The sequence below is a fragment of the Enterococcus sp. C50 genome, assembly GCF_040887505.1.
Classification (GTDB): domain Bacteria; phylum Bacillota; class Bacilli; order Lactobacillales; family Enterococcaceae; genus Enterococcus_B; species Enterococcus_B thailandicus.
Map to the genome: position 1 here is coordinate 538,242 of NZ_JBFOFW010000001.1, position 14,615 is coordinate 552,856.

Below are 14,615 nucleotides of genomic sequence, written 5' to 3' on the forward strand. Positions count from 1 at the left end.
TTCCTAACCTTCAATTAGCTCCTTGATTTTTTTCGCAAACCCTGCATCTAAGACACCGAAGACTTTTCGTGGTTTTCCAATCATTTGCGTAATTTCAGCTTCTGAAAATAGCTCAAAACAAGGAACTTTGTAATAGGAACTTTTGTCTTTGATCTTTTTTCTTGTGTTATCACTAGCGTCAGTCGCAACAAACACTACTTTTGCCTTTTGGCGACGAATATCTGCAATGGTTAACTCTTCACCGGTTACTAACTTCCCAGCACGCATCGCAAGACCTAGTAAATTCATGACTTTTTGTCGATTTACTGTGTTCATTTTCCGAAAAGCTCTTTTCGGGCTTTCTGGTGCGTAACATAATCTAATAGTTCTTGATAAAATTCATCTGTTAGTTTTACATCGAGAACTCGATCGAGGATTTGCTTATCCCAAGCTTTTTGCACTTCTTCCGGCTCAATTGAGACATACGCTCCTCGTCCAGGCATTTTTCCAGTAGGATCAATTGAAACTTCTCCTTCTTTTGAACGGGTCACTCGAATCATTTCTTTTTTCGGTTTCATTTCACCCGAAACCACGGATTTGCGTAAAGGAATTTTCCTTTGTTTCATCTCGTTTGCCTCCTTACAATTAAGCTTCTTGATCTGTTGTCTCAGTTGTTTCAGTTTCTTCAAAAGCCATTGTTTCGTATTCATCAGCTGTTAGGTCTGATTCAACGATTGCTTCATCATGAACCTCTTCAACTACTTCTTCTGAAACTGCTTCTTTTTGTGCTTGTTTTTCATAAAACTCAGCCATATCTGATTCAGATTTGATGTCGATTTTATGATTTGTTAATTTTGCAGCTAAGCGAGCGTTTTGTCCACGTTTACCGATTGCTAAAGATAATTGATAATCAGGTACCACTACTGTACAAGCTTTCGCATTTGTTTCGTCAAAAATGACATCCATTACTTGAGCTGGGTTCAATGCGTTCGCAATAAAAATTGCTGGATCTTCGTTCCATTCAACGATATCCATGTTTTCACCTTTTAGTTCGTTTACAATTGCTTGAACACGTTGGCCTTTAGGTCCTACGCACGTTCCAACAGCATCGATATTTGCATCATTTGAGCGAACAGCAACTTTGGAACGGTCTCCTGCTTCACGAGCAATACTTACGATTTCAACTAATCCATCGTAAACTTCAGGTACTTCTTGTTCAAATAAGCGACGCAATAAGTCTGGATGACTACGGCTTACAAAAACTTGAGGACCTTTTGATGTGTTTTCAACACGTGAAACGTAGACTTTGATTCGGTCATGTGGTTGATAAAATTCGTTTGGCATTTGGTCTTGTTTAGACAAAACTGCTTCGATTTTACCTAAATTCACATAGATATAACGTTTATCTTGGCGCTCAACGATTCCTTGCATGATGTCTTTTTCGTATTCGCTGAATTCGTTATAAATAATTGTTCTTTCCGCTTCACGGACACGTTGCAAAATTACTTGTTTTGCTGTTTGTGCAGCAATTCGACCAAAGTCTTTAGGTGTAACTTCAAAACGGATTGTATCCCCTAATTCATATGCTGGGTTAATCAAAAGTGCGTCTTTTAACGATACTTCTAACTGAGAATCCATTACTTCTTCTGTAACTTCTTTCACCGCATAAACATGGATATTTCCTTTTTTCTGATCAAACTCTACTTCTACATTTTGGGCTTGTCCATAGTGACGTTTATAAGCAGAAACTAAAGCAGCTTCCAAAGCGTCGATCACGATTTCTTTTGAGATACCTTTTTCAGCTTCTAAAGCATCTAACGCGTTCAACATTTCTTTACTCATTATTTTGATTCCTCTCCGTAATTAAAATTGAATAGCTAAGCGAGCTTTCGCAATATTTTTACGTTCAATGGTTAGTTCCTTTTCGCGTGTTTTAATGCGAATTTTTAACGTTAGTTGCTCAGCATCAAATGATTGAAGAAAACCCTCGTATTGTTTTTCTCCATCAACAGGTTGATATAAAGACACATGGACGTAATCGCCTAGTGCTTTTTCATAATCTGCTTCTTTTTTCAATGGACGTTCTGCTCCAGGAGATGACACCTCTAGGAAATAGGCTTGAGGAATCGGATCTGGGTCTGCAGCATCTAGCTTCTCACTTAATTTTTCACTGACATAGACACATTCATCGATGTCAATTCCGCCTTCTTTGTCAATGAATACTCGTAAAAACCAGTTTTTGCCTTCTTTTGTAAACTCTACTTCTACAAGTTCAAAATTTTGTTCATCTAAAATCGGGGTCACCATTTCTGTGACTGTTTCAACGACGCTACTCAAAAATTTCGCCTCCTTAAAATTGGCTACGTAATTCCATTAAAAAGAGTGAGCGAAAATTCCGCTCACTCACAATTAGTATCATTACCAATGAAAACTATATCACAAATTTCATAAAATGACAAGTTTGCTGGTTATTTATTGCTTTCTTCAGCAACTCGATTCGTTTAAAATAAAGGCTTGCTAAATTTTTTTCTTTTTTGATTCATTTTTATTTCTTCATAAAAATTTTTCTTGTAAAAAAAATAAAGGCACCAACGATTAAACGTTGATGCCTCTTGTTAAGAAAAATTGCCTATAACATATCAAACAATGATAATTGATTTTCATCTGGTAAATCTTTTAATACACCATTGTCGTCCATGTATTCAATCAATGTTTTAGAAACTTTTCCTCGTGTTGCTAAGTCTTCTTTCGATAAGAATGGACCATTTTTTCTTGCTTCTACGATTTGATTTGCCACGTTGGCTCCCAAACTAGGAACTGCGCGGAATGGTGCAATCAATGTATCACCATCAATCACGAAATTTGTAGCATCTGACTTATACAAATCAATCATTCCAAAATCATAGCCACGTTCCAGCATTTCATTTGCTAATTCAAGTACAGTTAACTGATTTTTTTCTTTCACTGAAGCCTCTAATCCCTTATCAGTGATTTCTTTCATCGCTTCTTTGACAGCTTCTTTCCCTTTACACATCGCAACTAAATTAAAGTCATCAGCACGAACAGAAAAATAAGCACAGTAATAAAGAATTGGAAAATAAACTTTAAAATATGCTACCCGTAAAGCCATCAACACGTAAGCTGCCGCATGGGCTTTCGGGAACATGTACTTGATTTTTGAACAAGAATCAATATACCAATCTGGCACGTTGTTTTCTTTCATTGCTGTCAAATACGTTTCTCTTAAATCATCAGGAATCTTCGTCCATAAACCTTTACGAACAGTTTCCATGATTTTAAATGCCATCCCACTATCTAAACCAGCATGGATCAAATAAACCATGATGTCATCCCGACAACCAATTACTTCAGCCAAGGTTGCATCCCCACGGCGAATCAGTTCTTCTGCATTTCCTAGCCAAACGTCCGTCCCATGAGATAGTCCAGAAATCTGTAACAACTCAGCAAATGTTGTTGGATGTGTTTCTTCAAGCATACCTCGAACAAAACGCGTTCCAAATTCAGGAATTCCTAAAGTACCCGTTTTTGAAAAAATCTGATCTTTATCGACGCCTAATACCTCTGGGCCGGCAAAAATCCGCATAACTTCCGGGTCATCTGTTGGAATTGTTTGTGGGTCAATTCCAGATAAATCTTGCAGCATCCGAATCACGGTCGGATCATCGTGTCCAAGAATATCAAGTTTCAATACGTTATCGTGAATGGAGTGGAAATCAAAGTGAGTTGTTTTCCATTCAGAGTTCTGGTCATCTGCCGGATACTGAATCGGTGTAAAATCATAAACATCCATGTAATCAGGGATTACAATAATCCCCCCTGGATGCTGTCCAGTTGTTCGTTTAACCCCAGTTGCGCCCTTAGCTAAACGATCGACCTCAGCACTACGAAATTGTAAATTGTGGTCGCGTTCATACCCTTTTACAAATCCATATGCCGTTTTGTCTGCGACTGTTCCGATGGTTCCAGCTCGGTAGACATACTCCTCACCAAATAAAACTTTCGTGTAGTTATGTGCTTCTGCTTGATAGTCACCTGAGAAGTTCAGATCAATATCGGGGACCTTATCACCATGGAAACCTAGGAATGTTTCAAATGGAATATCATGACCATCTTTATTTAAGCGCGCACCGCATTTTGGACATTTTTTTTCTGGCATATCAAAACCAGAACCATACGTGCCATCTTCAAAAAATTCCGAATACTGACAGTTAGGACAATAATAATGTGGCGCTAATGGATTAACTTCTGTGATTCCTGTCATGGTCGCTACAAAACTTGAACCAACAGATCCACGGGAACCAACCAAGTAACCATCTTCATTACTTTTATGCACAAGCTTTTGAGCAATCAAATAAATAACTGAAAACCCATTTCCGTTGATTGAGTTCAATTCTTTTTCCAAACGTTTTTGAATAATTTCTGGTAAAGGATCGCCGTACAGTTCTTTCGCACGATTATAACTCAATTCGGTGATTTCATCTTCTGATCCAGGAATTTTTGGTGTATATAATTCATCTTTAACAGGGACGATTTCTTCACAGCTATCCGCAATTTTATTGGTATTATCAACAACGATTTCTTTGGCAAGTTCTGCTCCCAAAAAGTTGAATGCCGTTAACATTTCATCCGTTGTTCTGAAATGAACATCTGGCAAACTATGACGGTTAAGGGGGTTTGCTCCACCCATCGAGTTGATCAAGATTTTTCGATAAATGCCATCTTCTTCATTTAAATAATGGACATCACCCGTAGCAACGACAACTTTATCTAACTTTTTACCAATATTGACTAGATTTCGAATGATTTCTTCTAAATCGTGTTCATTTTTCACTAATTCTTGTTCCAATAAAGGAGCGTAGACTGCTTTTGGCATAACTTCGATATAATCATAAAACTTCGCACGATTTTCTGCTTCCTCGACCCCTTTTTGCATCATTGCTTCAAAAATTTCACCTTTATCACAAGCAGAGCCAACCAAGAGATTTTCTCTAAATTTTTTCAACTGTGAACGAGGAATTCGGGGAACCCGCTCAAAATAATTGATATTTGACATTGAAATCAACTTGAACAAATCTTTTAGACCAGCTTGATTCTTCGCCAAAAGAGTTGCATGAAACGGTCTAGCTCGTTTATAAGAGTCGCCTTCACCAACATGATCGTTTAACTGATCGTGATAATACATCTCATGATTTTCCATTGCCTCTTTGACAAAAATCCAGGCTAAATGACCTGTTGCCTCCGCATCAAAAATGGCGCGGTGATGTTGTTCTAAACTGACACCGAATTTTTTAGTCAATACACCTAACCCAAAACGTTTAAATTGAGGATATAAATAGCGTGCTAATTCTAACGTGTCAATAACAGGATTTTTTGCTTCTGGAATTCCGTAACGTGCATAACTTGTATTTAAGAAACCCATATCGAACGTCGCATTGTGGGCAACTAGGATCGAGCCTTCAGAAAATTCAAGAAACATTCTTAAAACTTCTTCTTCAGATTTTGAGCCTCGGACCATTTCATCTGTGATACCTGTTAAGTCCACCGTTGTTCTTGATAAACGATGACCGGGATCAATAAATTCATCAAAGCTTTCAATGACGTTTCCTTTATGCATCTTGACTGCAGCCAATTCAATAATCGTATCATATACAGCTGATAGACCAGTCGTTTCCACGTCAAAAACCACATAGGTCGCATCATTCAAAGAATCATGTGTATCATTATAAGCAATTGGAACACCGTCATCGACAACGTTTGCTTCTACGCCATATAAAATCTTGACTCCAGCCTTTTTCCCAGCGCTATGTGCTTCAGGAAACGATTGGGCTCCGCCGTGATCTGTAATAGCAATCGCTTTATGTCCCCATTTACCTGCTTGCGCAACAAAATCAGAGATACTATTCGTCGCATCCATCGTACTCATATTACTGTGTAAATGTAGTTCGACTCGCTTTTCCCCTTCAGGAGCGTAGTCTTTACGCGGTGCATGTTTAACTTCAATAATATCTTGCGCATTCATTACCAAATCGCGTACAAATGTATCTTCTTGAATACTTCCACGAACTTTTAGCCAGCTTCCTTTACTAATTGCATCGAAAACTTGTTCATCTTTTTCACCATTCGAGAACTTTTTGACAATGAAAGAAGAGGTATAGTCTGTGATTTTCAACGTCAAAATTTTCCGTTTGGAGCGTAATTCACGAACTTCTTTATCAAATACATACCCTTCCAAAATTACGCGGCGCTCTTCTTCAACGATGTCAATCATCGGTGTAACAGGGTCATCTGTTGGAATATTGCGTCCAAGTTGAATTGGTCCTTCCAGAGCAGGTGCTTGTTCTTTCTTTTCTTTTTTCTTTTGTTCATGAACAAGGAGACTTTCTGCCGCTTGCTTCATGAAGGCTTCTGCTTGCTCTTGCTTACGTTCTTCAAAAAGTTCCAGCACGCGAGCCGCTTGCTCTTCATCGACTTCAGGTTCGATATGAAATTTAGGAAAGCCATAACTAAGATAAAGTTCTTCTACCAAAGGCAAATATTGTTGCTTCAAATAGGAAATGGCTCCTGTTTTATCCACTGGCAACACAATTTTTCTTTCTTTTAAAATTGGAACTTGTGTTTTTAAGACTTGTTGGACTAATGGTGTATCACATTGTTGACTTTCTAAAGCTTGTGCCCAGTAATCTTGTAACAATCGTTCGTCAAATGTTTGATCTTCTGCTTTGATTATCAATTTGACCTGTGCGATTTCATTAAATGCTATTGTCAAGTGTTGTAGGAATGAACGATAAAGCATGATTGGCAATATTTGAGAAAAATGAAGCGTAAATTCCCATAAACGTGATTTACGGTGCACAACAACACGTTCCATTTCGCCAGTAGAAATTAACGGATGATTTTTTTCTTCATCTTCTAGTTGAATTTGTTCTAACAGTTTTGCAAACAAATCTCGTTTTTCTGACAAAAAAATACGCCCTTTCTAGTTTATTTGTTTTGAGACAAATAATTTTTTTCAATACTATTTAGTATACTCGTTTTTCTTTTGATTTACATTAAAAAAATTCGAGAAAGACTTCGTCTCTCTCGAATTTCGAGGTTATTTGAATTATTCGCCTTGGTTTAAAAGAATTGGTAAAGTATTCGCAAGCTCTTCTTTGCGTACTTCCACCATTTCACCAGTCTTCTTGATTTTTACTTCAACGATTCCATCGACTGCTTTCTTACCAACCGTAATTCGAATTGGGCAACCAATCAAATCTGAATCTGCAAACTTAACTCCTGCACGTTCATTACGATCGTCAACTAATACTTCGTAGCCTGCTGCCATCATTGCTTGCTCAACTTCATTTGTTAAGTTTGTTTGATAGTCATCTTTTAAATTCATTTGAACAACATGTAGATCATAAGGAGCGATTCCTTTAGGCCAATTGATTCCATTTTCATCTGCATTTTGTTCAACGATTGCTGAAAGTAATCGGCTCACACCGATACCGTAACAACCCATAATCACAAATTTTTCACGGCCATTTTCGTCTAACACAGTTGCACCCATTGATTCACTATAACGAGTACCTAGTTTGAAAATGTGCCCAATTTCAATTCCTCTTGTAAATGCAAGAACACCATTATTATCTGGTGAAGGATCACCTTCTTGAACAAAACGTAAATCTTCATAAGAAAGAACAGAAAAATCGCGTTCTGGATTTACATTGATGTAATGGAAGCCAGTTTCATTTGCTCCAGCAATCGCATTTGCTAAATCTTGGACATGGCGATCTGCATAAACTTTTACTTCGTCCGCTAAGTTCACTGGACCAACAGAACCAAAATCAGCACCAAGATATTTTTGTGCATCTTCTTCTGCTGCTTCTTCTAAGAAATCAGCGCCTAAGAAGTTTTTCAATTTGACGTCATTGACTTCATGATCGCCACGAATCAATACCAATACAGGTTCTTCATCTGCAATGAATAAAACAGATTTGATGATTTTTTGTGGTTCTACATCAAAGAAACCTGCAACTTCTTCAATCGTTTTGACATCAGGTGTTGCTACTTTTTCTAATTCCAATTGTGTTTCATGTGACTTTTTAGGAACATAGTAGCTTGTTGCCATTTCCAAATTAGCTGCGTAGTCACTTTCTGTTGAATAACAAATCGTGTCTTCACCGATTTCAGAGATTGCCATAAATTCTTTGGAGTCTTTTCCGCCCATTGCGCCACCGTCTCCGATAATTGCACGGAAATCTAAACCACAACGTTTGAAAATCTCAGTATAAGCTTTTTCATAATCTTTATATGTTTCGTCTAAACTTTCTTCTGAAGCGTGGAAAGAATATGCATCTTTCATAATGAATTCCCGACCACGTAACAAGCCAAAACGAGGACGTTTTTCGTCACGATATTTTGATTGAATTTGATACAAGTTTAATGGCAATTTTTTGTATGAATTGATTTCATTACGAATCAATTCTGTAAATGTTTCTTCATGAGTTGGTCCCAAAATCATTTTACGATCATTGCGGTCATTCAAACGGTATAAGTTTGGACCATAAGTATCATAACGACCAGATTCTTGCCAAAGTTCTGCTGGAAGAATTGCGGGCATCAACATTTCAACTGCCCCAATTTTTTCAAATTCTTCACGCATGATTGTTTTCAATTTTTCTAACACACGATTTGCCAATGGCAAGTAAGAATAGATACCGGCAGATACTTGACGAACATAGCCAGCTCGCAATAGCATTTGATGACTTAGTACTTCAGCATCATTTGGTACTTCCCTCAGTGTTGGAATCAACATCTTTGATTGTCTCATTTTATATACTCCTTTAATCCTCAAAATAGTTATCGCTTGTTATTATACCCTATTTGTCAACTCTATTTAAAAAAAGAATCGTTGAATATCATTCCATGTCACTAAAACCATCAATAGCATCAAGAAACCAAACCCAATCAAAGTTAAGATTCCTTCTTTTTCTTGACTCAATGGTTTGCCACGTACACCTTCAATGACATTTAATACCAACTTACCGCCATCAAGTGCTGGAATTGGCAATAGATTCACAATCCCTAAGTTCATTGAAAGCATCGCCATTAGCCCAATAACAGTCATCATTCCTTGACTAGCTGCTTCAGACGATAATTGGAACATCATCACTGGACCGCCTAGTTTATTCAAACTAAATCCTGTAAATAGTGATCCCAGCGCTTTGAAGATTTCTAATGAACTACTGAAAGCTTGTTTCGTTCCACCAACGATTTTATCAATAAAACCAGTTTTCATCGGTGCTTGTATACCAAGCTGTCCAACTTTTTGCCCATTTGATTCTACTGATTTAGGTGTCACTTCAATGTCTTGAACTTTTCCGTCACGTTGAACTTCAAAATTCAATTTTTTTCCAGGATTTGCAGTAATTTGACTTGTTAAATCAGTCCACGACGTGATTTTTTTATCATTAATACTTAGGATATGGTCATTTTCCTTTAAGCCAGCTACATCGGCTGCACCATCAGGAAGTACTGCACCAATTTGATTCGTATTTGTTACCTGAATGCCTCCTTGCATGAATGCAAGCACAATGAACAAAAAAATCGCTAAAATAAAGTTATTCATCGGTCCAGCAAAGTTAGTTAACATACGTTGCCATAATTTTGCTGATTGAAACTGAACATCTCTTGGTGCAATTCGAATTTCTGTTCCATCTGCCTCAATAATTGTGGCATCATGATCTACTGGGTAAGTCACAGCCTCTGTATCATCGCCGTTAACAAAAGCTGTAATTGTCAGCTCGTCCTCTAGATCGTAACGAACAAGTTCCACTGGAATTCCATTCGTTAGTTGAACTTTTTTACTTAAGTTGATTTTCTCTACGATACCATCAGAATTGAGTGAAAGCGACAGTGGCATTCCTGGGGCCATCTCTGTCTCATCATCGCCGTTGCCTGCCATTCTTACATAACCACCAATCGGTAATAACCGAAGTGTATATGTCGTTCCATCTTTAGCTTGATGTCCATAAATTTTTGGACCCATACCAATTGCAAATTCTCGGACTAGGATTCCTGATCGTTTCGCAAAGAAGAAATGACCAAATTCGTGGACAATAACCAAAATACCAAAAACGATGATAAAAGTTAGAATCGTTTTCATAGTTTGCTTCTCCTTTATTTTTTTCTAGCATTTTTCTAATTTTTGTGAAGATAAACAACATAATTTTACCACAGTCTGACACAGACACCAATAGCTACCTTTAGGAAAACAAAAAAGAGCAGTGGCAACACCCACTACTCTTTTCATCATTTCAAAACAAAAATTTTTGATCCATCCAAAAGTGATTTTGGCTTTCTACTTTAAATAAGTCTAAATTTCTCAAAAATTTAGAAAAGAATTTCCGACAGTTTATTTATTGAAGCTGAGTACTTCTTCTCACAAACTTTTTAAATCACACCAAATAATTGCATGATAGGAAATACAAATAATAGACTATCGAAACGGTCTAAAATTCCACCGTGACCTGGTAAAATATTTCCAGAATCTTTTACATCGTAATGACGTTTGATTGCTGATTCAACTAAATCACCAAATTGTCCAACAATTGAGAAGACAATTGTTAACAACAACATTACTAGTGTTCCATAATTGAAGTATTCCTTACCTGGGAATAACAAGAGATAAATCAATGCCACAACGATTGCACTTGCGATACCACCCAAAGCTCCTTCAATTGTTTTATTTGGTGAAATTGCTGGGATCAGTTTATGTTGACCAAAGCGACGACCAAACATATAGGCACCGATATCTGTTGCCCAGACAATGAATAGCCCAAATAATAACACAACTAAGCCTTCCGTTCGCGCATTCACGAAATTCTGGAATCCCATACCCACATACAAACTTACGACAACTGGAAATCCAGCTTCATCAATGGTATACGTATTTTTTGATACAACACTTGTTCCCAATAAAATCATTACAACAAAATAAAAAAGCGTAAATGTATTTGTATTTTCTGGTAAAAAGAAAAACCAACGTTCTTTTGGCAACACCAGAAAAACTGCACCTATTGCTGATAAGATTCCCTCAAAACTTAATAGCGTTAATCCTTTCATGCGAAACAGTTCGTAGACACCTACAACCGCTAGTAACGCCCCTAACAACTCAACAGCCATGCCACCAACCCAAATGATTGGAATGAACAAGATTAAAGCTACGACAGCTGTGATCACTCGTTGTCTCATGATTGATCCTCCTCATTTTTATCCAATTTTTTAACACCGCCAAAGCGACGGTCACGATTTTGATAAGAAGCAATTGCTTCCTTCAAATGATTGCCATCAAAATCTGGCCATAATGCTTTTGTAAAATAAAGCTCACTATAAGCAATTTGCCATAACAAGAAATTACTGATTCTTTCTTCCCCGCTCGTCCGAATAACTAGTTCAGGATCACGAAGTTCATTCGGCAAGAAACCTGTCATCAAGTGATCAGCAATTTTTTCTTCGTCAATTGCTTCAACAGCTAATTCTTGATTACTGATTTCAGCCGCAATCTCTTTTACTGCCGTCACGATTTCCGCTCGGCTTCCATAATTCAACGCAAAATTCAACACCATTCCAGTGTTTTCTTTTGTCTGTTCAATTGCTCGGCGGACAGCATCTTGCGTGTGACTTGGTAGTACGTTTTCGTAACCCATTACGTGAACTTTTACATTCTCCTTGATAAGTTCTGGTACGAATGTGTCGAAAAAATCAACAGGCAACTGCATCAAAAAGTTGACCTCATCTTTTGGTCGTTTCCAGTTTTCAGTCGAAAACGCATAAAGAGTCAATACTTTCACACCTAAACCTGATGCTACTTTTGTTACTTTTTTTACAGTTTCCATGCCTTCTTTGTGTCCTGCAACTCGAGGTAATCGGCGATTTTGTGCCCAACGACCGTTGCCATCCATAATGATGGCAACGTGTTGAGGAATCTTTCCCTCGGAGTTAAATTGAAACTCACTTTTTTCTTGAATATACTTGTTTTTTTGCGGAAAAAAACGTAACATTCTTTTTCCTCCTATGCTTAAAAATTCCCACTATCTTACACATTATAGCAATATCTCTTTGTATTTCCTATGAAATCATGATTTTTTCCAAAAAATTTGTTTGTTTTTTTGAAAATTTTTAAGTTTCCACCAAAAAAGGAGTAGCAAAATCAGTACTGATTTTGCTACTCCTTTTTAAAAAGCCGGGAAGATTAAACTTCTAATAATTCTTTTTCTTTTTCGCCAGCGATTTTATCTAGTTCTTTAATGCTGTCATCAGTCAAAGCTTGAACATCTTTTTCTAGTCCGCGCAAGTCATCTTCCGTAATGTCACCATTTTTTTGTTGTTTTTTGTATGCATCCATTGCATCACGACGAATATTACGAATAGCGATTTTTGCATTTTCAGACTCTTTTTTTACATCTTTCGCTAATTCTTTACGACGTTCTTCCGTTAATTGTGGAATAACTAAACGGATAACATTTCCATCATTCGTTGGGCTGATACCGATATCACTTGCCATGATTGCCTTCTCCACATCTTGAAGAATACTTTTATCAAAAGGCGTGATCATCAATACACGTGCTTCTGGAATTTGGATTGATGCCATTTGGTTCAATGGTGTTGGTGCACCATAGTAATTAACTGTGATTCGGTCTAATAAACTTGCATTCGCGCGTCCAGCACGGATTTGTCCAAGTTCACGTTGTAAACTTTGCGCTGCTTTTTCCATTCTCTCTTTTGCTTCTGCCATAATTGCATCTGCCATTTTTATTTCCCCCTTACGGTAGTTCCGATATTTTCACCTAAAATTGCTCGGCGAATATTTCCATGTTCATTTAGATTGAAGACAACTAATGGGATATCATTATCCATACTTAATGAGCTTGCTGTTGAATCCATTACTTGCAATCCTTTAGCAATAACTTCCAAGTGAGTTAGTTCTTCAAACTTAACTGCATTTGCATCAATTTTTGGATCTGCAGAATAAACACCGTCTACATTGTTTTTAGCCATTAAAATAACATCAGCACCAATTTCAGCTGCGCGCAACGCTGCTGTTGTGTCTGTTGAGAAGTAAGGATTACCTGTACCACCAGCAAAAATAACAATTCTGCCTTTTTCTAAATGACGTTCTGCTTTACGACGAATGTATGGTTCTGCGATTTGACGCATTTCGATCGAAGTTTGTACACGTGTCGGTACACCAACGTTTTCTAATGTATCTTGTAAGGCTAAAGCGTTCATAACAGTCGCTAACATGCCCATGTAATCAGCTTGTGCACGTTCCATACCCATTTGAGCACCCGTTTGTCCGCGCCAGATGTTTCCGCCTCCTACAACGATTGCCATTTCAACGCCTAACTCGTGGACTTCTTTGATTTCTTGAATAATTTCTTTAATGACTGGAGGTTTAATCCCAAATCCTTCATCTCCAGCTAAAGCTTCACCACTTAATTTTAAGACTACACGTTGATATTTTGGTGTGACCATGTTCATTCCTCCAATGTTTTCTATTGCCATTTTACCATAATTAGTTGATTTAGCCATTAAATGCTTACATTTTTTGGCATTTGCCTAAAAAAAGGGAGCGCACAATAGTGTGCGTTCCCATCTGTTATTCAACAGAATTATTTTTTCACTTGGCTCATAACTTCTTCTACAAAGTTATCTTCACGTTTTTCGATACCTTCGCCAACTTCAAAACGAACAAAGGATTGAACAGTTGCGCCTTTAGAAGCTACAAATTTTTCAACAGTCATGTCAGGATCTTTAACGAAAGGTTGGTCAACCAAAGCGATTTCTGCTTTGAATTTCTTCAAGCGGCCTTCCACCATTTTGTCAACGATGTTAGCAGGTTTACCTTCGTTTAATGCTTGTTCAGTTAGAACAGTTTTTTCATGTTCTAATTCTTCAGCAGGAATTTGTGATTCGTTTACATAACGAGGATTGATAGCAGCAACGTGCATAGCAACGTCACGAGCAACTGAATCATCAGTTGTGCCATCTAAAACTGTCAATACAGCGATACGTCCACCCATGTGTAAGTAACCACCGAATGCAGCGTTATCTTCTTTTTCAACTACTTCAAAACGACGGAAGCTGATTTTTTCACCGATAACTTGTGTAGCTTCGATTAATTCAGATTCAATTGTGCCTTTTTCAGTTTTGATTTGCATTGCAGCTTCCATGTCAGCTGGTTTGTGTTCAGCAACTAATTCTGCAATTTCTTTTACTAAGTCTTGGAACATTTCGTTTTTAGAAACGAAGTCAGTTTCTGAGTTAACTTCAACGATTGCTGCAGTGTTCCCTTTAACAGCAACTGCTGCTAAACCTTCAGCTGCAATACGGTCATTTTTCTTAGCTGCTTTAGCCATTCCTTTTTCGCGTAAAAGATCAACTGCTTTTTCAATATCGCCTTCTACTTCTACTAATGCTTTTTTCGCATCCATCATACCTACGCCAGTCATGTCGCGTAGTTCTTTTACCATTTTAGCTGTAACGTCTGCCATTTTATAGTCCTCCTAAGTAGTGTTTTTCTTTAAAAAAAGCTGTTTCAAAGGAGAGTGAGGCTTGTCGCCTAGCCTTTG

General features: G+C 37.6%; 12 protein-coding genes. All 12 read right to left on the reverse strand.

The window, feature by feature from the left end; translation table 11 throughout:
* Positions 1–3: 3 nt before the first annotated feature.
* Positions 4–315 (reverse strand): YlxQ-related RNA-binding protein, encoded by a 312-nt coding sequence (locus AB3I20_RS02335; RefSeq protein ID WP_067484225.1) that lies wholly within the window; start codon positions 313–315, stop codon positions 4–6.
* Entirely contained in the window at positions 312–605 is a 294-nt protein-coding gene (locus AB3I20_RS02340) for a YlxR family protein (protein ID WP_067484224.1), read from the reverse strand. Before AB3I20_RS02340 ends, AB3I20_RS02335 begins: the two co-directional genes overlap by 4 nt.
* A gap of 19 nt (positions 606–624) precedes the next feature.
* On the reverse strand, positions 625–1,821 hold the full coding sequence (nusA, locus tag AB3I20_RS02345; protein ID WP_075491098.1) for a transcription termination factor NusA: 1,197 nt from the start codon (positions 1,819–1,821) through the stop codon (positions 625–627).
* Positions 1,822–1,842: 21 nt separating this feature from the next.
* Positions 1,843–2,316 (reverse strand): ribosome maturation factor RimP, encoded by a 474-nt coding sequence (gene rimP, locus AB3I20_RS02350; RefSeq protein ID WP_067484222.1) that lies wholly within the window; start codon positions 2,314–2,316, stop codon positions 1,843–1,845.
* 292 nt (positions 2,317–2,608) lie between these two features.
* Positions 2,609–6,961: a PolC-type DNA polymerase III gene (locus tag AB3I20_RS02355; protein WP_368026887.1), complete on the reverse strand. Its 4,353-nt coding sequence runs from the start codon at positions 6,959–6,961 to the stop codon at positions 2,609–2,611.
* A gap of 141 nt (positions 6,962–7,102) precedes the next feature.
* The gene (locus AB3I20_RS02360) at positions 7,103–8,812 is read right to left on the reverse strand and encodes a proline--tRNA ligase (protein ID WP_067484220.1); all 1,710 of its coding nucleotides are present in this window, start codon (positions 8,810–8,812) and stop codon (positions 7,103–7,105) included.
* A 66-nt stretch (positions 8,813–8,878) separates the two neighbouring features.
* Positions 8,879–10,147: an RIP metalloprotease RseP gene (gene rseP / locus AB3I20_RS02365; protein ID WP_075491102.1), complete on the reverse strand. Its 1,269-nt coding sequence runs from the start codon at positions 10,145–10,147 to the stop codon at positions 8,879–8,881.
* A 287-nt stretch (positions 10,148–10,434) separates the two neighbouring features.
* Positions 10,435–11,235: a phosphatidate cytidylyltransferase gene (locus tag AB3I20_RS02370; RefSeq protein ID WP_067484217.1), complete on the reverse strand. Its 801-nt coding sequence runs from the start codon at positions 11,233–11,235 to the stop codon at positions 10,435–10,437.
* Entirely contained in the window at positions 11,232–12,044 is an 813-nt protein-coding gene (locus AB3I20_RS02375) for an isoprenyl transferase (protein WP_071868517.1), read from the reverse strand. Before AB3I20_RS02375 ends, AB3I20_RS02370 begins: the two co-directional genes overlap by 4 nt.
* Before the next feature lie 191 nt (positions 12,045–12,235).
* Positions 12,236–12,793, reverse strand: a complete 558-nt coding sequence (gene frr, locus AB3I20_RS02380) for a ribosome recycling factor (RefSeq protein ID WP_067484213.1) — start codon at positions 12,791–12,793, stop codon at positions 12,236–12,238.
* 2 nt (positions 12,794–12,795) lie between these two features.
* Positions 12,796–13,518 carry a UMP kinase gene (gene pyrH, locus AB3I20_RS02385; RefSeq protein WP_067484211.1) on the reverse strand — a complete coding sequence of 241 codons (723 nt, stop codon included), beginning with the start codon at positions 13,516–13,518 and terminating at the stop codon, positions 12,796–12,798.
* A 137-nt stretch (positions 13,519–13,655) separates the two neighbouring features.
* Positions 13,656–14,537, reverse strand: a complete 882-nt coding sequence (gene tsf / locus AB3I20_RS02390; protein ID WP_067484209.1) for a translation elongation factor Ts — start codon at positions 14,535–14,537, stop codon at positions 13,656–13,658.
* Positions 14,538–14,615: the final 78 nt, after the last annotated feature.

Bases quoted from the DNA above. Each gene is read 5' to 3' on its own strand.
- AB3I20_RS02340 (WP_067484224.1), bottom strand. From the start codon at position 605: ATGAAACAAAGGAAAATTCCTTTACGCAAATCCGTGGTTTCGGGTGAA.
- AB3I20_RS02375 (WP_071868517.1), bottom strand. From the start codon at position 12,044: ATGTTACGTTTTTTTCCGCAAAAAAACAAGTATATTCAAGAAAAAAGT.
- nusA (WP_075491098.1), bottom strand. From the start codon at position 1,821: ATGAGTAAAGAAATGTTGAACGCGTTAGATGCTTTAGAAGCTGAAAAA.
- rseP (WP_075491102.1), bottom strand. From the start codon at position 10,147: ATGAAAACGATTCTAACTTTTATCATCGTTTTTGGTATTTTGGTTATT.
- pyrH (WP_067484211.1), bottom strand. From the start codon at position 13,518: ATGGTCACACCAAAATATCAACGTGTAGTCTTAAAATTAAGTGGTGAA.
- AB3I20_RS02360 (WP_067484220.1), bottom strand. From the start codon at position 8,812: ATGAGACAATCAAAGATGTTGATTCCAACACTGAGGGAAGTACCAAAT.
- AB3I20_RS02335 (WP_067484225.1), bottom strand. From the start codon at position 315: ATGAACACAGTAAATCGACAAAAAGTCATGAATTTACTAGGTCTTGCG.
- AB3I20_RS02370 (WP_067484217.1), bottom strand. From the start codon at position 11,235: ATGAGACAACGAGTGATCACAGCTGTCGTAGCTTTAATCTTGTTCATT.
- frr (WP_067484213.1), bottom strand. From the start codon at position 12,793: ATGGCAGATGCAATTATGGCAGAAGCAAAAGAGAGAATGGAAAAAGCA.
- tsf (WP_067484209.1), bottom strand. From the start codon at position 14,537: ATGGCAGACGTTACAGCTAAAATGGTAAAAGAACTACGCGACATGACT.